This is a genomic window from Plectonema radiosum NIES-515 (genome assembly GCF_025753815.1).
Taxonomy (GTDB): domain Bacteria; phylum Cyanobacteriota; class Cyanobacteriia; order Cyanobacteriales; family Nostocaceae; genus Hassallia; species Hassallia radiosum_A.
The window spans coordinates 1-23,512 of the sequence record NZ_JAOWRF010000211.1; the positions used below are offsets into that span (position 1 = coordinate 1).

At 40.0% G+C, this 23,512-nt stretch carries 21 protein-coding genes and 1 tRNA gene; 14 read left to right on the top strand and 8 right to left on the bottom strand.

The genetic code is table 11. The annotated features are described in order from the left end of the window. From OGM63_RS13935 to OGM63_RS14000, 14 genes are all read left to right on the top strand, one after another. A partial coding sequence (locus tag OGM63_RS13935; RefSeq protein ID WP_375340486.1) for a UPF0367 protein family occupies positions 1-339 on the top strand: 339 nt, incomplete at its 5' end. A gap of 18 nt (positions 340-357) precedes the next feature. Beyond that, positions 358-1,035 carry an ABC transporter ATP-binding protein gene (locus tag OGM63_RS13940; protein ID WP_263746179.1) on the top strand — a complete coding sequence of 226 codons (678 nt, stop codon included), beginning with the start codon at positions 358-360 and terminating at the stop codon, positions 1,033-1,035. Positions 1,036-1,263: 228 nt separating this feature from the next. Continuing rightward, on the top strand, positions 1,264-1,815 hold the full coding sequence (locus tag OGM63_RS13945; RefSeq protein ID WP_263746180.1) for an NYN domain-containing protein: 552 nt from the start codon (positions 1,264-1,266) through the stop codon (positions 1,813-1,815). A gap of 154 nt (positions 1,816-1,969) precedes the next feature. Next, a tRNA-Asn gene (locus OGM63_RS13950) sits at positions 1,970-2,041 on the top strand. A 66-nt stretch (positions 2,042-2,107) separates the two neighbouring features. Beyond that, the gene (locus OGM63_RS13955) at positions 2,108-3,316 is read left to right on the top strand and encodes an aminotransferase class V-fold PLP-dependent enzyme (RefSeq protein ID WP_263746181.1); all 1,209 of its coding nucleotides are present in this window, start codon (positions 2,108-2,110) and stop codon (positions 3,314-3,316) included. Positions 3,317-3,598: 282 nt separating this feature from the next. Next, entirely contained in the window at positions 3,599-3,835 is a 237-nt protein-coding gene (locus tag OGM63_RS13960) for a hypothetical protein (RefSeq protein WP_263746182.1), read from the top strand. Positions 3,836-4,064: 229 nt separating this feature from the next. Further along, a complete protein-coding gene (chrA, locus tag OGM63_RS13965; RefSeq protein WP_263746183.1) occupies positions 4,065-5,276 on the top strand; it encodes a chromate efflux transporter in 1,212 nt (403 codons plus the stop codon). 496 nt (positions 5,277-5,772) lie between these two features. After that, positions 5,773-7,311, top strand: a complete 1,539-nt coding sequence (locus OGM63_RS13970; RefSeq protein ID WP_263746184.1) for a mechanosensitive ion channel family protein — start codon at positions 5,773-5,775, stop codon at positions 7,309-7,311. Positions 7,312-7,656: 345 nt separating this feature from the next. Further along, on the top strand, positions 7,657-7,830 hold the full coding sequence (locus tag OGM63_RS13975; RefSeq protein WP_263746185.1) for a hypothetical protein: 174 nt from the start codon (positions 7,657-7,659) through the stop codon (positions 7,828-7,830). Positions 7,831-8,016: 186 nt separating this feature from the next. Then, positions 8,017-8,706 (top strand): class I SAM-dependent methyltransferase, encoded by a 690-nt coding sequence (locus OGM63_RS13980; protein ID WP_263746186.1) that lies wholly within the window; start codon positions 8,017-8,019, stop codon positions 8,704-8,706. A gap of 201 nt (positions 8,707-8,907) precedes the next feature. Next, positions 8,908-10,200: an ABC transporter substrate-binding protein gene (locus OGM63_RS13985; protein WP_263746187.1), complete on the top strand. Its 1,293-nt coding sequence runs from the start codon at positions 8,908-8,910 to the stop codon at positions 10,198-10,200. Between the two features lie 62 nt (positions 10,201-10,262). After that, complete coding sequence (locus OGM63_RS13990) at positions 10,263-11,147, top strand: carbohydrate ABC transporter permease (protein WP_263746188.1); 885 nt, start codon at positions 10,263-10,265, stop codon at positions 11,145-11,147. Between the two features lie 63 nt (positions 11,148-11,210). After that, the gene (locus tag OGM63_RS13995) at positions 11,211-12,095 is read left to right on the top strand and encodes a carbohydrate ABC transporter permease (RefSeq protein ID WP_263746189.1); all 885 of its coding nucleotides are present in this window, start codon (positions 11,211-11,213) and stop codon (positions 12,093-12,095) included. Between the two features lie 382 nt (positions 12,096-12,477). Continuing rightward, positions 12,478-13,551, top strand: a complete 1,074-nt coding sequence (locus OGM63_RS14000) for an ABC transporter ATP-binding protein (protein ID WP_263746190.1) — start codon at positions 12,478-12,480, stop codon at positions 13,549-13,551. 313 nt (positions 13,552-13,864) lie between these two features. Here the strand turns inward: OGM63_RS14000 and OGM63_RS14005 are convergent, their stop codons facing one another. The 8 genes from OGM63_RS14005 to OGM63_RS14040 form a co-directional block, all read right to left on the bottom strand. Then, on the bottom strand, positions 13,865-14,437 hold the full coding sequence (locus OGM63_RS14005) for a hypothetical protein (protein ID WP_263746191.1): 573 nt from the start codon (positions 14,435-14,437) through the stop codon (positions 13,865-13,867). A gap of 224 nt (positions 14,438-14,661) precedes the next feature. Continuing rightward, positions 14,662-16,371, bottom strand: coding sequence for a TrbI/VirB10 family protein (locus OGM63_RS14010; protein WP_263746192.1), 1,710 nt, complete (start codon positions 16,369-16,371; stop codon positions 14,662-14,664). Positions 16,372-16,562: 191 nt separating this feature from the next. Then, a complete protein-coding gene (locus OGM63_RS14015) occupies positions 16,563-17,225 on the bottom strand; it encodes a hypothetical protein (RefSeq protein WP_263746193.1) in 663 nt (220 codons plus the stop codon). Positions 17,226-17,358: 133 nt separating this feature from the next. Beyond that, complete coding sequence (locus OGM63_RS14020; RefSeq protein ID WP_263746194.1) at positions 17,359-18,177, bottom strand: hypothetical protein; 819 nt, start codon at positions 18,175-18,177, stop codon at positions 17,359-17,361. 24 nt (positions 18,178-18,201) lie between these two features. Further along, positions 18,202-19,251 (bottom strand): hypothetical protein, encoded by a 1,050-nt coding sequence (locus OGM63_RS14025; RefSeq protein ID WP_263746195.1) that lies wholly within the window; start codon positions 19,249-19,251, stop codon positions 18,202-18,204. A gap of 157 nt (positions 19,252-19,408) precedes the next feature. Next, positions 19,409-20,209 (bottom strand): hypothetical protein, encoded by an 801-nt coding sequence (locus tag OGM63_RS14030; RefSeq protein WP_263746196.1) that lies wholly within the window; start codon positions 20,207-20,209, stop codon positions 19,409-19,411. Between the two features lie 231 nt (positions 20,210-20,440). Beyond that, positions 20,441-23,185, bottom strand: a complete 2,745-nt coding sequence (locus OGM63_RS14035; RefSeq protein ID WP_263746197.1) for a putative type IV secretion/conjugal transfer ATPase — start codon at positions 23,183-23,185, stop codon at positions 20,441-20,443. Further along, positions 23,142-23,510, bottom strand: a complete 369-nt coding sequence (locus tag OGM63_RS14040; protein ID WP_263746198.1) for a hypothetical protein — start codon at positions 23,508-23,510, stop codon at positions 23,142-23,144. Before OGM63_RS14040 ends, OGM63_RS14035 begins: the two co-directional genes overlap by 44 nt. Between the last annotated feature and the right edge of the window lie 2 nt (positions 23,511-23,512).

Below are 23,512 nucleotides of genomic sequence, written 5' to 3' on the forward strand. Positions count from 1 at the left end.
CCTCCCCCAACTACAGGCTGGCAAACGCTAAAATGGTTGCTACAGTTAAATTTCATTCACCGATTCATGTTCACAATCGACTTAACCTTAAGAAATACGCCTTTCCCCGTATCAGTACAACGTAAAACATCTGAGGATGCTGAAGCTGTTTACCAATTGATTTTGGCAGCGATGCGCTCTGGCAACCCTGATATTGTGGAATTAATATGTGAAGGCAAGACAGAGAAAAAAATTGCCGTCCGTGCTAGTGAAATTTCTGGGGTACAAATATCTCAGAAAGATGGTGTAGCTGCTGGTGGTGCTAGACCACCTGGTTTCTTTGCCCTAGCGTCTGAGTAAGCCATCGGTGGTATAAAAATGGCGGAACTGGGCATTGAGGTCAAGGATTTAAATTTCAGTTGGACTAATGGAGAGAAAGTTATCAAATCTTGCTCTCTAGAAGTACCTCTTGGTGAATTTTGGATGCTTTTGGGTACTAATGGCAGCGGCAAATCAACTTTGCTCAGATTACTTGCGGGATTATTAGCACCTCAGTCTGGAGAAATTCGGGTTTTGCATCCCGTTGGCTTTGTCTTCCAAAATCCGGATCATCAATTGGTGATGCCAACTGTTGGTGCAGATGTGGCTTTTGGACTGGTGGAAGAAAAATTGCCGCTAAAAATAGTCAGAGCAAGGGTTGAGGAAGCGTTGGGGGCAGTGAATTTGCTTTCACTGCAACGACGCCCCATCTATGCTTTGAGTGGTGGACAGAAGCAGCGAGTGGCAATTGCTGGTGCGATCGCTCGTCGCTGTGAGGTCTTACTATTAGATGAACCTACTGCTTTACTCGATCCAGATAGCCAACTGGACTTGGTAGCTCAAGTACGTCGTTTAGTCAAAAGTCGGAATATGACGGCTCTTTGGGTAACGCATCGCCTAGACGAGTTAAATTACTGTGATGGCGCTTTCTTACTAGAAAAAGGCTCTCTAGTTGATCAAGGTGAAGCTTCACGCTTGAAACAACGTTTGATGGAGGTACACAACGAAGCCTCTTAATATTTACTTGTCCAGCTTTCTTTTATCCCAAGCTAATAATTAATCAATTAGGAATTACAAACAACTGCAACGCGCCTTTTAAAAGGCGCGTTTTCAGTTTATAGAGCAACTTTACACAACTCCAGTACATTTTTTGTTTTCTGTAATATAGTGTTACAACCAGTGCTTCAATTACTATAAAAGTTATGAATGAATTTTGTTAACTCTAGATAATTGTGATTAAAAACCATGCCCCCCTCCTTACTTCCAGCCGTTTTGTTAGTGGACGGCTACAATATAATTGGCGCTTGGCATTGCCTGAAAAAAACCCGTGACCATGTTGGATTAGAGGCAGCACGCGGCGAATTGATTGAAACTTTAATCAGTTACACTGCTTTTGAGGGTTATGAGACTCAAATCGTGTTTGATGCCCAATATCAAAATTCCTCTAGCAATAAAGAAATTATTACAGAGCTTTTATCAGTTCATTACACTGATTTTGGACAGACTGCTGACACGTACATCGAAAAAACCTGTGCGTCTTTGCGCTCTTCATTAGCACAGTCTCTGATTTCTCGCGTAATTGTTGCCACATCAGACCGGGCACAACAGCTGATGATACTAGGTTATGGTGCCCAATGGATGTCCGCTCAAAAACTATGTTGGGAAGTGGAAGCCACTGTGTGTCGATCGCGGCAAAAGTATCAAACAAGAAAACAACCTAAAACTAGATTTCTCGCAAATTCTATCGATCCCAAAGCGCGGCAGCGTCTGGCGCAATTGCGAATGGGAGTAAATTAAATATTAAGATTAATTTATCGCCAAGTTACCTCTGTCATTGGGTTTGGATGGAAAGGATTATGGACTCTAAGTATCTTGGAAAAAGTTTTTTGGAAAAATTTTCGCTCAGGTACTTGCCAAATCCTATCTTTACCCTTAACATAAGAAATTGTGATCCTCAGTAGCTCAGTGGTAGAGCGATCGACTGTTAATCGATTGGTCGCTGGTTCGAATCCGGCCTGGGGAGTTAAAAAAGTTAGGAGTTAGGAGTGATGAGTTAGGAGTTGCTAACTTATAGCTTCTGAGTAAATGCATGTTCCAGAATACGCTTACTGAATACGAGACAGGCAAGTGGGTAAAGTTATGGTTGCTTGATTCATCGGTAACGTTTCTGAATCATGGTTCGTTTGGTGCTTGTCCTAAGGCTGTGCTGTCAGGGCAGCAACGATTGCGGGAGCAGTTAGAACAAGAACCACTGCGATTTTTTGGCAGGGAGTGGGAAAAGTTGCTGGATGAGGCAAGGAGGAAACTAGCGGAATTTGTGGGTGCGGATGCCGAAAATTTGGTATTTGTTCCAAATGCGACGACTGGTGTAAATTCTGTGTTGCGATCGCTTGTCTTTCATCCAGAAGATGAAATTCTCACAACTAACCATGAATATAACGCTTGCCGTAATGCTTTAGATTTTGTCGCTAGTCGCACTGGGGCGCGGGTGGTGGTGGCAAAAATTCCTTTTCCTTTAGAATCCTCAGAACAAATTTTATCAGCGGTAATTGAGCGAGTTTCACCCAAAACACGATTAGCACTTTTGGATCATGTTACCAGCCAGACTGGGTTAATCTTCCCGATTCAGCAGTTGGTGAAACAGTTGCAACAGCGCGGTGTGGATACGCTTGTAGATGGTGCCCACGCGCTGGGAATGCAACATTTAAATTTATCAGAAATTGGGGCGACTTATTACACCGGGAATTGCCATAAATGGCTGTGTGCACCAAAAGGTGCGGCGTTTTTGTATGTACAACCCCATAAACAGTTAGAAATTCGTCCGTTGACAATTAGCCACGGTGCAAATTCACCACGAACTGATAAATCACGCTTTCAGTTGGAATTTGATTGGATGGGTACAGACGATCCTACAGCTTATATGTGCGTACCGGAAGCGATCGCTTTTATGGGTTCTCTGTTACCTGGTGGGTGGAGTGAATTAAGACAGCGAAATCATCAGCTAGCATTGCAGGCAAGACAGCTACTTTGTGAAGCGTTGAACGTGTCGGTGCCATGTCCAGATGAGATGATTGGTTCTATGGCAGTTGTTCCTATGCCTACTGTGTTGGAAAGTCGCAATTTTATGTCTTTGCACGATGAATTATTTGATAGATTTGGGATTCAAGTGCAAGTGGTTCCCTGGCAGGAAAAACCGAAGTTACTGGTAAGGGTTTCGGCGCAAATTTACAATACACTGGAACAGTACGAGTATTTGGGAAAGGCGTTGAAAGAGTTAATTCTTAAAAATGTTAATTAACTGTTGTTATATCGTGGGAGCGCAAATCACACATACGCTCTGAGACGTTCCACACAGAAACGTCTCTAGGACGGTAGGTAGGTTTTTATTGCTGTTAATTAAACAGATATGATATTAAATACCTATAAACCTAGTAGTTGTAGGATTGCTTGCACTGTACCTAATACTAACTCAAACTGAGTAGATAGTTAATGAAAGTATACATTTGACTATGCAAAAAGTAACTATGATTCAACCAATCTACCCTATAAGTAGAATTGTTTAAATGCTTCGGATGGAAACATGAGAGTTTGGCTTGCCTGCTTTTTCGTGCTGTTTGCCCTAGCAAAATTGTTTGATTGGGTGCAAGAACTTTCTCTACCGCTGCCAATCTATATTTTAGGTGGGGCTTTTTTAGCCGTTGCTTCTAACTACGATAAGATTGTCGGCTCTTACTTCAGCGATGCTATTAGTGAAGCGCTACCTGAACAACCGCAGGTAGATTCATCTTCTGTCGAAAAAGTCAATACATCGTTATGAAAAAATAATTATACAGGGATGGTGAATTACCTCAGAAACAGATAAAGTACTATAAGTTGATCGAGACAGTGTATTATCACGCGAAAACGCCAAAAAAGTAAGCGATGACCTGAGTGGAAGCGGATAAGTAACGAGTGAGTAGTTACAACATGCGGCTCAAGGCTATAAATCGGTGTTCAATTTACTTGAAATAATTACACAGAAAAGTTAATTTACTAACCTGTGAGTCATGAATTCAACACTCGGTCGTTTGGGTGAAGTTGCCACACTGTTTTTCAAATTGGGTATCATCGGTTTCGGGGGTCCGGTTGCTCATATCGCGATGATTGAAGATGAGGTAGTTAAGCGGCGCCAGTGGATGACACGAGAGCATTTTCTGGACTTAGTTGGAGCAACAAATTTGATTCCGGGTCCGAATTCTACAGAAATGGCAATTCATGTAGGATATGTCTACGCGGGATGGTTGGGACTGATTGTTGCGGGTGTTTGTTTTATTTTACCTGCGGTGTTAATTACAGGCGTATTTGCCTGGATTTATGTTAGCTATGGCAATTTGCCCCAAGTCGCTCCTTTATTGTATGGAATTAAGCCTGCTGTTTTAGCGGTGATTTTGGATGCGCTTTGGCGTTTGGGAAAAAAAGCTGTAAAAAGTAGTCAAATGTTGGCGATCGCCTTGGGTGTAGTAGTCTTATTATTGGTGTTGAAACTCTCGGAAGTGATTGCCCTATTAATTGGGGGTATCTTAGGTATGATTTGGTTGCGTAGTGGCGATCGCAATAATACCCCACCAAACACAGCAAACTTTATCATTGCTAATTTAACTTCTTGTGCGGCTTTTAAAACAACAGCTTCTTGTGCGGCAACTAGTGCACATACAATAGCAAACGTCTCTTTGTGGAAATTAGGTTTATTTTTCCTGAAAGTCGGTAGTGTGTTATTTGGCGGTGGTTTTGTGTTGGTAGCGTTTCTCGAAGGTGGATTGGTTCAGGAATACGGCTGGTTAACGCAACAGCAGTTGCTCGATGCCATCGCGATCGGTCAATTTACCCCAGGACCAGTTCTTTCTACCGCTACCTTTATCGGTTACATCATTGCAGGTGTTCAAGGTGCAATTGTCGCTACGGTGGGAATTTTTCTGCCGTCGTTTTTTTTCACGGCTATTCTTAATCCCCTTGTTCCTCGCTTACGCACATCTTTATGGACAAGTGCCTTTCTTGATGCGGTGAATGTCAGTGCTGTGGCATTGATGGTTGTTGTCAGCTTGGAATTAGCAGCAGCGACTTTAATCGCAAAAACTGCGTATAAAGTGGACTTTTTAGCTGTGGCGATCGCTATTATCTCAGCCGTTTTGCTGATTCGCTTCCGCATCAATGCTGCATGGTTAGTTTTCGGTGGTGCTTTCATCGGATGGGTAGCTTCGCTTTTAGGTTACACTCCTTGATCCCCAGAGCGAATATGAACAGTTTCAACTGTTTGATTGAAGCGTGAATCTCCGTCCTTTAAGGACAAAGAGGATGTTAACTATTTAAATTACGATTGCTTCGGACATTTGATAAGTAATCAACTTCATATGGTATGATGACTCTGAGATTAGAAGTTGGTTAAATTATCAGCCGCTTTGCGATCGCACAAGGATTAAGACGATATAGGGGTTCTCACTCCCATGAGATAGATAAAAACGCTGATCTAGCAATAGCTTTAGTCCCAAAAACTGCACTTTTTCAGAGCAGGAAATGCGGTAGTATATGAGCTAGCCCATTAATATCCTGTCGTCTGCCCTCTGTCTTTCTTTGTCAGGTCAGAAACCTCAAATAAAAATATTACATCAATTGTCAACTCAAATAATGAATAATTTCTCTTTAGTTCCAAATATCATCGCAGAGGTTACACAGAATTTGCCTTCAATGCCGCTTACGAGTCCTTGGAAGACGTTAGTAATGAATGCAATTGTAATCCTTGTATTGTATATTTTTATCTTTTACATTCTTCGCTTCTGGTTTCGTCGATTCCGCTCAGATGCAGCGATTATGGCGCTGAATGTCTCGAAAATCCCCGCCTTAATTGTTAGTATTCTTCTCAGCCTAAAACTCTTTTTCGTGTCACTAGGAACAAGCCAGTTGCTGGCACAGGTTCAGAAAAGTTTCTCTGCAATCATCATCCTTACAGTAACTTTCTGGCTAGTTCGTTTTATGACCGAAGTAGTTGTCTACTATCTAGTGGATTTTGCCGAGAAAAGTGAGGCGCAGTGGGATGATGTCTTTGTACCACTGCTGCAAAATGTCTTGCCAGTGATTATCTACATAACTGGAGGGTTATTCTCTCTTCAAGCTTTTGGTGTCGATTTGACTGGATTGTGGGTTGCTCTGGGAGGAGCAGCCTTTATTCTCGGTTTTGCCTTAAAAGATATCTTGGGTAATTTTTTTGCTGGTTTGGTGTTATTGATTGATTCTCCGTTCCGTTTTGGTGATGTGGTGATTCTAGGGAGTGGAAAACAAGCAATCATCAAGAAAGTTGGGTTACGGTTGACTACTTTTTATGTAATTGATCAACACTGCGATTTATATGTACCCAACAATTCAATTCAAAGTGAATCGATTCTTAACTTAAGTCGTCCCACAGCCCATTACTACTACACCCTTTCCTTTCCTGTAAAGAGTGATGCCGATCCATCTCGTGTGATTCAACTGATGCAGTCAGTCATTCTTGCTCATCCGGATACCTTAGGCAATGTGGATCACAAGCTTCAAATGCTGAATGAATATTTTGGAATGTCGGAGGAACCGACTAAAGCACTTGAAAAGCGAGAGGCTGGGCAGTTGCGATTGTTGGCTGAGAAGGAGGTCAATGCTCTGTTAGCAAAGGTGGAACAAGGATTTGATGATCTTTCAGATAAAATTGCTCGCATGGAAGATGGAGGTTTAGATAAAGAAGAGATTAGAAACCTTCAACGGGTTTTTATGGATGTTTGTCAAATGATTGGGATGGAGGTATTATCTGACCGCTTAGTTAGGAGCAAACGTGTGTGGTTGGAGGAATCCCCCCAAGCAATTGCTGCCGAGGGAGCGCTGATTGGTTTAATCCGCTGTTGGTATCAATCTTGGTTAAAAGATCCAGATTTGCTCCATGAGGATCGAGTTCAGCTACCGAAGTATTGGGAGCAAAAGATTAATCTGCTCAAGATCAAAATGAATAAACTTTTTGTGAGAGTGAATAAAACTTCATCAGACGATACTCGCTTGGATGATGCCATGACATCTCTACGGATGTGGATGCAAGAAAATTTCAAAACTACCCGCAACGAATGGCAAGAACCTAAAATTTGGGTTAGCGAAGTTCAGCAATCAGAGCGAAATTTTAGCGTTAAGTTCTACGTGGACGATATTACCTTAGAACACTGCGAACGGGGCGTGCGAATTAAGAGTGAAGTCAATCGAGAACTGACCTGGCAATTGAGACGGTCTTACCTTTCTTTGTAGGTTCAACATCGCCTTTACCGGTTAATTAGTTATTATGGGCGTGCATCTGTGCAAAAAGTTGAAAACGCTCTCCCCCTGCACTATGAAGCCCCCAAGCTGCGGTCTGAATAACAACGCTCTCCCCCGTCTTTAAAGACGGGGTTTATCCCTATAAGTCTTTAACCGGGGTTGATCCAAACCAGTTATGTATGCGTTTTCCGCAAATGTCCACTAAATCAGCGATTAGAGGTATAGCGATCGCTGTCGCAAAAATACCAAATTCATCAAGAGATTGCCTTGCCTAGCCATGACCCTAGTAAAAGGTCGTACTGTGTAAGCATAAAGGTAATATAGAGGCAGACCGACATGACTATTGAAACAGCCACGAAATATTACATAGCCAATAAGCCAGTACGCCATAAAATATTAGGAGAAATGTTCATTGTCGATTTGTACCCGTCTAGAGTTGGCAGCGTGCGGGTAAAACTTGCCAACGGTGTAGAGATGGATTGCCAGCTAGAGTTTCTAGACCCTGTGTAATACTCAGGGCAAACGGATCTAAATTTGCTTTAACTCACCTGTTGCATCAAGCTCCAACACCAGATATTACTGTATTAAAAACACGCTTTATCTACGTGATTTAGGTCAAGTTAAGGGTTTCTTAGCTTGCCTAATCGCGGGCTTTGTTAGTATAGTCCCAGGCTAAAGCGTCTGAGGGCAAAGACGATGACAGATAAAATTATTCAACAACAAATCGCGTATTACCGTGCCAGGGCAAAGGAATATGATGAGTGGTTTTATCGGCTTGGTCGCTACGATCGCGGTGAAGAATTCAACCAGCGCTGGTTTGACGAAGTTGCTGTTGTCAAAGCCGCATTATATCAACTTCAAGCCGCAGAGAACATCTTAGAATTAGCCTGTGGAACAGGTATCTGGACGCAAGAACTTGTAAAGATTGGCAAGAAAATTACTGCGATTGACGCTTCAGAGGAAGTAATTGAAATTAATCGCCAAAAGTTACTTTCATTTCCTGTGAAATATCACCAACTTGATTTATTCACATGGGAACCGGACATTGAATATGATTTGGTATTTTTTGCTTTTTGGCTTTCTCATGTACCACCAGCATTACTTGATTTGTTTTTGAGAAAAGTTTATAATTCTGTTCGCGTTGGCGGACAAGTTTTTTTGGTAGACTCACGCTTTGAGCCTACATCTACAGCCAAGAATCATATCTTTGAATCCGACAAAAACATTTATCAAACCCGGAAGTTAAATAATGATGAAGAATTTCAGATAGTCAAGATTTTTTATCAGCCTGATGAACTTTATAACAAGTTGCTAAAAGTTGGATTTAAGGCTGATATCAAGGTAACGAACAACTATTTTATTTACGCTAATGGAACAAAAATTTAGGTATAAATTAAAATACTTACTTTAAAGGTATCAGTTTTGACCAAAATTATTCATGATAAAACTTCATATTTTTTTACAAACGATTTATTATATTTATCCGTCAGCTATGATCTACAAAGATATATTTGACAAGCAAGGTTTAAAATAATTTTTTCCCATAAAATTATTGATGAGTTGCATTATTTAAGCAACATTTGAGAAATGAAAATACATAAATATCAGCAAAAAATACTACAAAAGCTTAAGTGGACAATTGGAATATTTTTTGCTGTATTATTGGGTATCATTCTATCCATTCAGCAAGTTTTATCGCAGCAGCCAGTAGTTTTGAACTTGTTGATGACGGCACCCGATGCCCAACCTTGGAAAATAGGCATTGTCAAAGACTTTGAAGCGAAAAATCCGGGAATTCGGATCAATGTTATTGAAGGACCCAATGCCACAAATTTGCTTGAAGACCTTTATACTTCGGCTTTTATTTTGGGTGACTCTCCTTATGACCTAGTAAATATGGATGTCATTTGGACACCGAAATTTGCAGCGGCTGGATGGTTGCTTTCTTTGAGCGATCGCATCACAAAAGAAGAATTAGCCGCATTTTCTAGAAAAGATGTAGAAGCCGGAATTATCGAGGGCAAATTATATCGAATTCCCATGCGAAGTGATGTGGGAGTACTCTATTATCGGCAAGACTTACTCAAACAAGCAGGATTTCAACCACCAGAAACCATTGCAGATTTGCTGAAAATTTCTCAAGCGCTGAAAAAACAGGGCAAAACTAATTGGGGTTATCTTTGGCAAGGTCGGCAATATGAAGGTGCTGTAGCGATGTTTGTCGAAGTTTTAGAAGGGTTTGGGGGATTTTGGGTAAATCCGAATACGTTAGAAGTTGGACTGGATCGACCAGAAACATTAAAAGCGATCGCCTTTCTCAAACAAACAACTCAAGAAGGCATTTCTCCACCTGGAGTCACAACATACATCGAAGAAGATACAAGGCGAATTTTTCAAAGTGGTCAAGCCGCATTTTTACGCAGTTGGCCCTATGTTTGGTCTTTAGCAAACGCCAAAAATTCGCCAATTCAAGGCAAAATCGGCATTAAATCAATGGTTGGTATTGACAAAAAAAATGGCGCAGCTTGTTTAGGTGGTTGGGGTTTAGGAATTAGCAAATCATCAAAACATCCCGAAGAAGCTTGGAAAGCAATTAAATATTTTACAAGCGAAGAAGCACAGCGGCGATTTATTTTGAACGCCGGTTTTGTCCCCAGCCGACGCGCATTATTTACAGACCCAGAAATTATCGCCAAATATCCCCACTACCCCAAATTATTAGAAATAGTTGATAAAGCAGTTTTACGTCCACCTATAGCCCAATATGCCCAAGCCTCAGACATTTTGCAACGTTATTTAAGTGCCACTTTAACAAATAGCATGACTCCGGAAAACGCCATGAAAGCCGCTGCAAATGAAACACGGAGATTGTTGAAATAGATAGTGGATAGTGGATAACTGTTGACTGTCAACCAACAACTAACAACCAACAATTAACAAATATGCAAACAATTCGAGGTAGAGAACAACGCACAGCATTAATTTTATTATTGCCCGCTTTCTTAATGCTATTGTTTGTTTTTGGCTACCCGATCGCTCGTGCTTTTTGGTTAAGTTTGTTTACTCAAAATTTGGGAACGAAACTGCAACCTGTCTTTTCTGGCTTTGACAATTACGCACGAATGGTGGGAGATGGTCGTTTTTGGCAAAGTTTTTGGACAACTTCAATATTTACTACAGTAACCGTGTTTCTAGAATTAATTCTCGGAATGGGTGTTGCTTTGATTCTCAACCAGCCTTTTTTGGGACGCGGTGTAGTGCGAACCATCGCGATTTTACCTTGGGCTTTGCCAACAGCGCTGATTGGTTTAGCTTGGACGTGGATTTTTAACGACCAGTTTGGTGTTGTCAATGATATTTTGCGGCGATTGAATTTAATTCAAGTTGATATAAACTGGTTGGGAGAACCAACATTGGCAATGATAGCGGTAATAGTTGCTGATATTTGGAAAACTACGCCTTTTATTAGTATTCTACTATTAGCTAGTTTGCAGTCAATTTCATCAGATTTGTATGAGGCTCATGCCATAGATGGTGCGACATCTTGGCAAAGTTTTCGGCAAATTACGCTACCGCTGTTGATACCGCAAATTCTCATCGCTACGTTATTTAGGTTTGCTCAAGCTTTTGGTGTATTCGATTTGATTGCGGTGATGACTGGGGGTGGTCCTGGGGGTGCAACCGAAGTCGTATCGTTGTATATTTATTCTACCATTATGCGCTACTTAGATTTTGGTTATGGTGCGGCGTTGGTAGTATCTACTTTCAGTTTGTTAATTTTTATGGTGGCGATCGCACTTTTTTTTCTCAACAAATATCGGAAGTAGGGACGCTTGGACTGTCTAAGAGATATTTTTATTCCTATAGAAAATCTAAAATCCAAAATTGCTATGGCTGTAATTCCTGAAGTAACTCCCACGACTCCCAAACCTACAACTAAAGTAAAGAATCCTAGAAAAAATATCTTGCTTTGGATAGCGATCGCTTGTGTGGTAATCTTCTGTTTAGCACCTGTAATGTGGCAATTGTTGACTTCATTTAAGGTAAATCAAGATATTTCCCAAGTTCCCACCGTTTACTTTCCGACTCGCATCACCCTCAATCACTACACAGAATTATTTACTCGCCGTCCGTTTTGGCGCTACATTTTAAATAGCGCTTTCGTCTCGATTATTTCTACCGCTTTCTCTCTAATCTTCGGCGCACCTGCTGCTTACGCATTAGCAAGATTGCGTCCTTGGGGTGGAAAATTAATTATAGCGAGTATTCTGATTATCACCTTATTTCCGGGAATTTTATTATTTTTGGGGCTGTTAGAAATTATTCAAAAGCTACACTTGGGGAATAATTATTTAGCTTTAATTATTCCCTACACCGCAATTAATTTACCTTTAACAATTTTAGTATTACGTAGCTTCTTTGAACAATTACCAAAAGACTTAGAAGATTCGGCAAAGGTAGATGGTTATAATACCTTAGAAATGCTCTTACAAATTTTATTACCAATGACAATTCCCGCTTTAGTCACAACAGGAATTCTCACCTTTATATTTGCTTGGAATGAGTTTATCTTTGCCCTGACATTTATTACTCGTGAAGAGATGAAAACAATTCCCGTAGCCGCAGCGCAATTAGGTGGTGCAACCCAATTTGAAATTCCCTATGGTCCGATCGCCGCAGCAACAATTGTCGGGACATTGCCTTTAGTTTTACTTGTTTTGTTCTTCCAACGCAAGATTATTCAAGGTCTAACAGCTGGTGCTGTTAAGGGATAGAGTTAAAAGTTAGGAGGAGCGGAAGAACCGGAATTAGGTAGAGACGTGACGCCGGAACGTCTGTACGGTAGGCGCGGAGTTAATAATTATAAAGTATAAATCAGAAATTTTCCCCCAAATTTTATCAAGATTAATTTAAAACTATTAATTACTCACTCCTAACTTTATTTAACTCCTCACTCCTAACTCCTAACTCCAAACTCCAAACTCCTAACTCCAAACTCCTAACTCCTAACTCCTAACTCCTAACTCCAAACTCCTAACTCCAAACTCCTAACTCCTAACTCCAAACTCCTCACTCCTAACTCCTCACTCCTAACTCCTAACTCCTCACTCCTAACTGCTAACTCCGCTCCTCCGCTCCTCCTAACTAAATAAAATCATGGCAAAACTTGAACTAAAAAATTTAAATAAGACCTATAACCCGAAAGTTATTCCAGTTAAAGACATTAGCTTAACTGTCGATGACAATGAATTTCTGACTTTACTTGGTCCGAGTGGTTGTGGAAAATCGACGACGCTGCGGATGATAGCGGGGTTGGAAGAACCTACCGAGGGTCGAATTTTGCTTGGTAGTGAAGATATTACATGGAAACGACCAGGCGATCGCAATATGGCAATGGTCTTTCAAAGCTACGCGCTTTATCCTCACATGACCGTCTTTGAAAACCTTGCCTCTGGACTAAAGCTGAAAAAAACACCCCGATCCGAAATTCAACAGCGGGTCACAGAAGTATCTCAACTTTTAGGATTAGAAGAATTATTACAACGCAAACCTGGTCAATTATCAGGGGGACAACGGCAGCGAGTTGCAGTCGGACGAGCGCTGGTGCGTCGCGCTCAAGCGTATTTATTAGATGAACCGCTGAGTAATTTGGATGCGCTACTCCGCGAAAGAGTCCGCGCAGATATCAAGCAAATATTCGCCGCTCAAAAAGCCCCGGTAATTTATGTTACTCACGACCAAACAGAAGCGATGACGCTTTCCACGAAAGTCGCAGTTTTAAACAATGGTTATGTGCAGCAACTCGACCCCCCAGAACGCATCTATAACCATCCGGCTAACTTATTTGTGGCTGGATTTGTTGGCAGTCCACAAATGAATTTGCTGACATTGCCTTGTCAAGAAGGTTACGCAATATTAGGGAACTTTCGCGTAAATTTACCACATATACCGACAGTTCCACCGCAAATTGTCCTCGGTATCCGTCCAGAAAACGTCCGCATTGCCCGACCAGAAGATACACAAACGATTCAAGGTCGAGTTTATCTAGTGGAAAACTTAGGTATGCACAATTTGGTCAGCGTGCGTGTTGCCAGTTACCAGACAGAATCGCCAACTGTACGTGCTTTGTTACCTACAGACCAAAATTGGAGTGATGCCGAAATTACACTAGCTCTACCGCCACAGAATATCCACTGGTTTGATGTTCAGTCGGGGGATGCATTTGGCTAAGTTAATCAAAGCAACTTTGATTAATTAAAATAGGTGAACTTGGAGCCAACAGTAGAGCAATTAAGTCTAAAAACTGAGGAGAGCTATTTTTTCCAAGGTAGCTTAGTACCCATCTCAGTTAGCGCCGAGAAGACGAGATACAAGACGAGTACACCAATACTAATAATAAAAATAAGTAGGTCTTTATTCATTAGAATATGCTATTCCTAAATGAATTGTAAAAATTAATATTTTGCAATATAGAAATGTTTAAACGGTAAATTTAACGAATGATTAATGGTGATGAAATAAGCCTGCGGTGATTATTTTTAAATTATTTTGCAGTTCTGACACAAGGCGCTTCATTATTGGAAGGAGGGTCAGCGTAAATTGCTAAAGTGCTATATTCGGGGCTACCCTCGCCATATATTACTCGAAATGCATACAACTTGGTTTTGCCTTGTTTTTCAGTAACTACTGTTAAAAGCGTATTACTAGTATTCGGTAATCCAGCAATTTTCAGCTTGGGAATTCGTCTAAGTTGAATTACATTCGCGGCTGAGTTTTTACAATCTCCCTGACTAACATTACGGTTTTGACCAAACTGCATACAGATCGGACCATCAAAATCTATAGTTACCTGTGAAGGGTCGTTTAACCAAACTTTCTTAATTATTTCTCCAGCTTGAATAAAACTTAAGTTTGTTCCTTGTTGATACCAAATATCGATCTGAGGTGTTGCTCCCCCCAAACCCTGTGCTTGGCAAGAAAACATCGAACGAAGAACGGCATTATTAGCTAAAACACGACCTGCAACTAATAAAATTGCAGTTGAAAAAATCAAGGTAGCCAGATGTAATAAATAAGATTTATCTGGAGTATTTCCTTGTGATGTCTCGTTTTTCATGGCTGCAAAGATTGAAATAGATAAATAGTTCAAGCAAATTAAATGCGGGCGTTATTAAATGATATCATGTCATGCATTAATAAAAACACCTTAACCCTTCTAGAAACGTTCCGCCGAATTAGTAAAGACGTTCCGCCGGAACGTCTCTACCAGAGATTAGGTATTTCATGTCTTAATTCAGCAACGCCGAAATTTTTAATGTTTCATTCTCAAAATTATAAATCTTAAAACTGTGTTGTTTGATTGATATATACTTCAATTTCTTTGCCTGCGGGCAGAAACCAAACGTTAGTGCGTTGCGCCAGTCTTTTAGAGATATTTTGTTGATTGCGTTGGGAAATTTGTTGAGCTATATTAGTCGCACCACCTTCCAAAACGCCGGCTAAGATGTTGCGTCTGGTGTCGGTGGTTTGAAAACAATTATTAGTAACAATATTAGTTCCATTAGTAGTAGTATTATTAGCAGTATTAGTACTATTATTGACGCACTGGATTCTGGTATCAGGACGATTAAATATCTCTGCTGCTTTACCAGCACCATTCAAGACGAATACTCCTACATCCGCTATCCCTACCCCAGACCCTCCTTGATTGGAATATTGGCTTGCGATGAGAGGTTTGCCTTGAGAAGCGCGAATTGTTATTGCATTTGGCGGTAAGCTTCTTTCGGTGAAGGTGTTATTATTTGGGAGAATAACTTTGACTACATCCAACTGTAGGAAGCCTTGCTCGGAAATAGAACGAACTTGAGCTAAGAACTCGGTTTTAGCAGGTAAAGCGATCGCACCATCCACGGATTTTAATGGTTCTTTCAAACGCACTACAAATACATCTTTGCCGCTTTGGTCTTTTTTATCATCCCTACTGGTTGACCTAGTAGTTTCCCCAAATACAGCGGTCGCAAATACAGCTTTTGCCTTAGTTCCTACAGCTACGGATTTCGCGGTCTGCTGTTTTGTTTGGCTGACCGCAGGGGTTGACTCTTCTTCTGGTTCGTCGTCTGGGTTGGTATTTGTTGCCTGTAACCGAGTATTATTTACAGGTACAGGTGTAGGTGTAGGTGTAAGTGTAGGTGTAGTTGCTTTAACACTATTTTCAGTGATAGTAACCATACCGTAGCTACCTAATTTTGCTAACTTTGCCCATTCCTCAAGCGGATCTGGTGTGGGTTTGGGAGTTGCTGTAACTATTGGCTGAGTGTTTGCTGCAACTATCGGCAAAGGTGATGGTAAAATTTTCGAGTTAGCAGGCTTTTGTGGAATAGGCTTTTGTAGAATAGGCTTTTGTGGAACAGAGGGTACCTTAACGACACGCTCAACAGTGACTACGCGAGGCACATAAACTGTTCGCACGGGTGTTGGTATCCTTTGCAGTGGTATCCTGACTGTATTGACAGAAGCTGATGGTTGTGGTTGTGAAACTGGTCGAGATGCAACCTGAGGAGAAGGCGTTGGTTTTTGAAGTCTCAGCTTTTGTTGTGCTGCTTTCACCGCTTCTGCTTGTTCAGTCAGGGCTAATTTAGTTTTTAAAGTCTCTAGTTCTGATTGTAGCTGTTGCGGGCGGGAATCGCTGATTGGTTGCGATCGCGTAGAAACAGAATTATTCTTTTTTGGCTGTTGCTTGCCAGTGTTCATTAGCTGCGACAAAAACACCCCAGCCACCAAAACTATACCCAAAGTACCAGCACCCACCAAGCCTAACTTAGCAAAGGGGTTAGATGAGAGAGATTCCTTAGTGCGAACTTCTTGAGGTTCAGACAAAGGTTGCAACGAAGAAGTTGATTCTTCTGCTGCTTCTTTGGTATTAGCTTCGGAAGATTCTTCTACCAAGCCAACCAATCTTGCCATCCGTGATTCCCAATCTAAAGTGTCCAATTCGGGTGGACTAACTAGATTTTGTGGCAAATTTTCTGAAGGAATTGAATATCGAGTCATATAGTAATTTTAAATTTAAAATTCAATAATGACATTATGGCAGGCACCTTCAGCGGTGAGTATAAATTCAACAAAGTGCGATTAGAACGAAAACTCCGCGTCCTTTTGCACTTAGCGATCGCGCTCCTCTGCGTTGAAAAACGCGCTCGGATTAATGCTCTTCTGTACTTAGTATAGTTTAACTGAAAATTTTATGAACATTTTTTATCTTGTATCTCACAGATATTATAGATTTTTAATCTAGCTTCACCAAGGCGATAAGCTGCCAAGTTCAAAGGTAACGGAGAGTTTGGTAGTGAAGCAGCTTGTTCATCAATTGCTCTCACTAAAATTATTTTATTAAACGAAACTGACTTTCCCAATCTATCAGAATTTGTAAAAATTATTTGATTAGCAAACATTTCCACTTTCCACTTTCCATCTTCTATTTTTGTGGGTTGAGAAATACTTTGTATAACCAATACATTTTCAGTTCCTTTACTTAAGTTTTCAGTGGGACTAATTTCTGATTGTAATTTTGGCTGTAATTCATTCGCTATTAGTTCAGAACTAACTTCCCAGACAGTTTTTGGCTGCTGTTGCTGCGACCAAGTAAGCATTAAGGTCATAGTTTCACCAACAAAGCGCCGAATTGTCTCTGGATGTCGCTCTAAATTCTGTTTGGGGTCTACTGTTATGGCATGTCCATCAGCAAGTTGCACTAAGCTTTGAGGTGTTAATCGTCGTTGTAACTGCTGCAACATAGACCAGTGGAAAAACAGTACTAGTAAAGTGAGCAGATGCAAACCAAATGTTGCGACGGCAAATAATGGTAGAATACCGCTTTTCTTATTTTCCGACTTAAGTATCTGCATTAATATTCTCCCAAATAATACAACGCAAAAACTCTCTCAAACTCTTATCCCTTCTCCTTACGGAGACGCTTCGCGAAGGCTTCCTTGGCGCCCTTGGCGGTTCGTTTTTCATTATCATAAATAAATTTAAATATTATTTAATAAAATTATCAGTTTTTTGTCTATTCCCGCATACATTTATATCTTGATTCTGGTTATTGTATTCATCGATTAAACATAAGTTACGAATTTCGTAAATTTCTAGTTGATCGGCGCGGACGCTATAAATTGCTTTTTGCAGAACAGTGGTATTATCAACTTGTGGATAAGCAAAAGAATCTACCGCACGGACAAGTAAATCTTTATTAAAAGGAGTTACTATTGTTCTATTGTCAGCTTGTTTTTTTTGAATCAGGTCGGCTACCATCCCAACTCGCCATTTACCCAAACCAATTTTTTCTGGTGGATAAACTCGCTTAATAACTAACTGTCCGGAAATATTTTGACTGGGGTTATTATAAAAAACTTCTGGTGGTGTCATTTCTGCAATTTTACTTAAGAAACCTTTGCGGAAATCTTCAGATAAAGCAAAACTGGCTATCCAACTGGTGGTGCTAATTTTTTTGCTACCCCCTCGTGAAGTTTGAATTGATATTCCTGCATCTGCTTGAGGTTGTGTGACTTCTTCGATAGATTGCGGTGGTAGTTTTCCCGACCAATTAAACATTGATGTCATCGTTTTACTGACGAATTGTTTCATTGCTTCAGGTTCTCTTTCCGCATCAGTAACATTTGCTGGTTTCCCATCTATCAGTTGGACAAAGTTGGGAGGTTTTTTTGAACTGAGTTGGCGAATATTTATGCCTTGAAATATTAATAAAAATATAGCTGAGAGATGCAAACTAAAAGTAGCGATCGCAAAAATTGTTAAAATACTTCCTGTTCGTTGTCTTTTCTCCAGTAAACGTACCATTTAGTCATCCCCCTTACTTGAGATTTATACCCTCTCCTTCACCCACGAAGCCGTATTGTTAATAGCACTAAAGACTGCAAATCCCCCAGCAGCAGCTACAAATAAAGATACAATCGGGGCTAAAATTCCCAGAAAAATTATAAACCACATTAAGTCTGGATCGGCATTCACATCTTGTCCCGGTCCATTAACAATAACTGCGGCAGTTAATCCGGCAATAATATTAAATGAAATCTTAGAAATTCCTATCGATAAAAAGCCAGTCAGCCATGCAAAAATGGGTTTACCAGCTACAGGTAGTAAAGATGCACCCACAGCTAACGGTCCCAAAGCTGCTATCAGCAACATTGTCGCTTCTATCAAATTTTGGAAAGCATATTGCAATGAAACTAAAAAGTTTTTAATACTAATTTGGACTGTAGAACCTAAGAAAGAATCAAATGAATTTTCGGAGATGCTAGCTGTATTATATGTAATATTATTTACTTTATTTTCTAGTCTATCTATCCAAGGTTTATCACCGTATAAATTTCTATATTCCACCCAAAGGGTGTCAGCTTTTTCCTTAGCTTTCACAAAGCATTGATTTTGTTGCTCACCAGTTAGTGACTGACAAGGACGCAATAAAGAACCGGCTATTTCTTCACCTACAGTCATATTCAGTGCTTGCTGATAAGTTTGATTAGCGTCTGCTGTTGTGACTACTTGCTGATTCACCGTATTCAGAAAATTCCTTACTCCTAATGTTAAATTGGACAATACAGTGCCGTTTCCGGAATTAGTTAATAGTATCACTACTACAAAAGGCCAAATTAAAGCTGATATTGGACGAGAATAATCGCTATTTATAGCATCTTGTAGCCACTGTACCATAAAAAACAGTAGGGTTCCTACGGCAAAAAAGACACCCAGATTTGTGATCGCTCCATATAAATTATTAATAGTATCATTTTGTAATAAATCTACCCATTGTTTATCCCAACCTTCGGCAATACTTCTAGCAGTTGTGGCTCCATTACCGAGAACATCATTTATACCGATTTGAATTAATAAAGTTGGGAAAATATCTTTCATTTCTATAGCTTTCCTTTAAAAGGAAGTTAAGGCTCAATTAAATTATGTATGATAAGTGTAAATAAAGGTTTCTCGTAGTCAGGGCTTCAGCCCTTAAAAAGGAAGATTTGAGCGGTAAACCGCTCACTACGTAAGAATACGTTATTAATCATGATTTTTAGTTGTTAACTTTTCTGCCAAACAAATCTGCTTGAGAAGTGGTTCGCAAAAGTCGCGCTGCTTCTGCGGATGCATCTACTCTTCGAGCACGATTTGTATCTTCTATTTGTTGAGAAAGACTTGCGAGATTTAAGTTAGAGTATTGCAAAGATTGATTTGTCTGTATTGTTTGACCAAGTGTTTCGGCTACAATTTTTACTTGTTCGCGTTGAATTTTAGTTTGTTGGTATTGTAAATTGGTTTGCTCGCGGATACCAAGCAGTTGTCCTACTTGTCCTGCAAGTGAAGCATTACTCGCAATTTTAGCAATTTGATCTTGAATATCATTGAGAAAAGTTTGCTGATTTTCGTCTAGGTCTTCCTTAAACACACCAATATTTTCTAGTCTGTTTTCAGTATCTTGTAACTTTGTTTTTGACCGAAGTTGACCATTTATACCCAATACACCTGCGGCTGAACTACGAGTAATTAAACGATTTATTTCATTACTAACTAAAGTTGAACGTACCACAGGATTATTTTCAAACTTACCTGATAGAGAGTTGAGAAATATATCACTAGTAACTCTTTCTCCAGCGTCAACAGGATTAGGTATACTCAATTCTCCTGTTGCACCAGTAATGGCATTTTGAGATTGAAATTCTACAGGTTTTAAACTGTCGTTTACATTATTTGTTAAATAATTTTGTAAATCTGTAGAATATGATTGAAAATCAGTCCAAACTTTGCCTAGTTGGGCTGTTGCTGGTAGGATGATGAGGAATGATAGAGAAAGTGTCAAAAGGGTGATTTTTTTCATAGGTCTGAATCGTGAAAAAATATCTAGAAATTATATAGGAATTTTGTACTTTATTTTATTAAGTACTTCAATCATATTAAAGGCAAAACCTCTCCCTGACTTTGACTGGTGTCAAAGTCGTCCCTCCCCTACAAGGGGAGGGAAATATACTCCCCGTTATGGAGGAAATGTACTCCACCTTCCCTACAAGGGAAGCGGGTTGGGGGGTTAGGTCTTTTTAAGATTGCCATGTTAACTACCACGTAATGAAGCCACTAACTGACGTGCAAATGTAGAAATTGCTTCATATTTATCGCTGTGTTCTCGCATTATTTTACTCCGTGCAGCTTGTTCATTGGGGTTGTTAGCAACTACTGCTAATTGTTCGTAACCTGGATAATAGCGGCAAAAGGTATAAATACCGTTATTATCTAATAGCCATTGGCTATAAATGCCTTCTTTGCGAGGAAAGAAGCCTTCTGAAGCATTACGAGAAATAATTTCACGGGGATATTTTAATATTTGCATGAAACTATCGACGGCAACGGGTTGAATGCGTCCGATTAATCGTGTTGATAAGTTTTGTAAAATTTTCGATGCAGCTTTAGATTTGGCGATGGTATCGGGGTCTTGTGCTGATAAAATAACTCTAATTCCAGCTTTTGCACCATTGGCACAAATTCTGCCAACTAAGTCAGCAATTTGGTCAAATTCAAATAGAATTGGTGCTTCATCAATGAAGAATATGGAAGCTGGACTGCTAAGTGCGCGTCGTAATGCTGCTGAATAGGCACTTAAAGATAGGATTGCTGCATCTTCATTATCTGAGAGGTTTCTCAAAGCAAAAACCAAAAGTTGTGCATCGGTGGGAAAGCTAGATGGTGCAGAAATCGATTGTCCGACACGACTAGAAAGCCAAAATCGCAAGCGCAATTGAATTTGACTTAAGGCATCTTCAACTCTGCCACTTACAGAATTAATTTGTAGATGTTCTGTTGTGCAAAAATAAAGAAAATCTCTTAATGTGGGGGTTTTCTGCCAAGCTGGAGTGCCAAATCCCCCTGCAATTGCGATTCGATATCGCTCTTTTATCCCTTCATCAGCAAAGAAAGCTGTTAAAGCCAAATTAAGAAGCGATCGCACGGTTTGCGATAACAGTGGATTTTCTGTAGATGAGCCTAAAACCATTGTCATTAAGGCTGATTCTAAAAAGGCAGTATAATCGAGCAGACGATCGCGCTGTTGTTCTGGATCTAGCGATCGCAAGTCTGGCTGCTCAAATAAGTTATTCGATTGTTTAGAAATATCAAAATATGCTCCACTATCCTCCATAAACTCTGTATAGTCGGTGAAGGTAGATGTACCATCTGGTTTGGGGAAATCTAACGCCACTACCGGAATACCATGCGCCAAAGCTTGAGTTAATATTCCTGACACCAATACTGATTTACCAGCACGAGTTGTTGCGAACAGCGCTAAATTTTTATGCTCGTTAAATAAATCTAAATATACGGGTGTTCCTCCCTCTTCGGCAATCAATTCAAAACCTTGGCGATCGCCTACTTTCGTTAATACTAAAGGCATTAATCCGGGAACTTCACTTGTTAAATACAACTGCCGACGGTTGAAGGGTTTTGCTAACAAACCTTCCCAAACTATCGGTAAAGTTTGCAGCCAAATTTTCCAAGCATATTCTGTTTCTCTAATTACCCTTGCTGGACGTTGAAAACAGTTTTCAATATATCTTGTTGCTTCGTCTAATTTCTCCACACTTGGACGATGTACAAAAATCGCTATCCCCGTATAAATAGGTACTGCACCTTCATATAATTGTTCTTGTGCTGCAACGGATTTTCTTAATTTTAATTGAGCGTTGACATCAATAGTTCGGCTTTTTTCTTGAGCCATTGTTGCTGTCACATTCGACTGCTTCAGCACTCTTTGCAAAGTGTTTTTTACTATTGCTGGATTTGCCGCAGTTAACTCACAAAAAATCTCTGTATCAACAACTGTTTCTCTTGCTAACAATTCCCATAAATAGCGCAGTTGAGAAGATTTATTCTGCCAACCGCCAGGTTTTTCTAAAAATGTTAATGCACCAATATAATTATTCTTAACATGAACCCACGAGCGATCGGCACAAGGTACACTAGATTCCATCAGCAAAGTTGTACTGTGGATATTATCTACAAGTAATTTGGTACTAGCTAAATCTGAATAACCTTCTTCGTGCAGTCCATTTTCATCTAAAGTCATTAATTGGGGAATATCTATCGGTGGAGTATCATTAAATCTTCTCCAGATTTCTCCCCAAAGTTCCTCACTAGTTAATGGCTTAACATCCAACGCCATTTGATTAGATAAAATTTGTTCCCAGCGACAAAAACCTTGTATGTAAGCATTGCTCACAATGGTTTCTATACGCTGATTTTCAACTTCTGCCATATCTCCTTTGAATTTCAACCACCACAATTCAGCTTTGACTAAAAGCTTTTCTATCGAATCATCTGTATTGGTGGAGTTTGGTTCTACGGTATAAGTGACATAAATTTTGAGAAATTTAGGTTTGCGAATACCAGAAGCAGTAAGTTCTTTTGTTCTTGCTCTTTCCGCCATTAACAAGTATTTTATATCTTTTGATGGCGTTTTTTTGATAATTGAGTTTAGTTCTTTTTGTCGCTTTTCATCGGAACTAAAAGAACTCAAATGAAAGGTTATTCTTTCATTGCCGGGAATGTCTTTTAAACCAGATTCAATATTATTAACAATTACATCTATTTGGTCTGTTCTTAAAGTTGTATGAATACCTCGACATTCAAAACCAAAAACAAAGCAAAATCTATTTTTTTGAGTTCCCTTTGTCAAAAGATAAGCACCTATATCACGTCCACCAAGTGAGATTCGCAACATTGTCGCTAGGTGTAAAGCATCTTCAAATGGTGTTAATCTCTCACTACCTGCGACGCCGACGCTTTGTTTTCCGATTTTTTGCTTCATGGTTAACGAATAGTATGCTTTGATAACGAGCAAAGCCTCTAGTCCAAGCAGGAACACCAACAAATTTACTTAAAAAACGCCAACTCCTACCACCTGTTAATATCCACCAAGTTGCCATTCCCCAAATAGTAATTAGTACCGTCCACAACCATTTTTGAAAGTCGTCTGGAAAAATTCCCCCAAAAATTCCATTGATGATAAAATAAGCTGCTAAGGCAATAAGCGTCCAAGGAAGGACTTGATCGGCGGGAATTGGTCCTAATGAAGGTTGGCTTCCTAAAATTTGATTGACTGGACGAAAGTCTTTTTCTTTGTCTTGAGTCATGG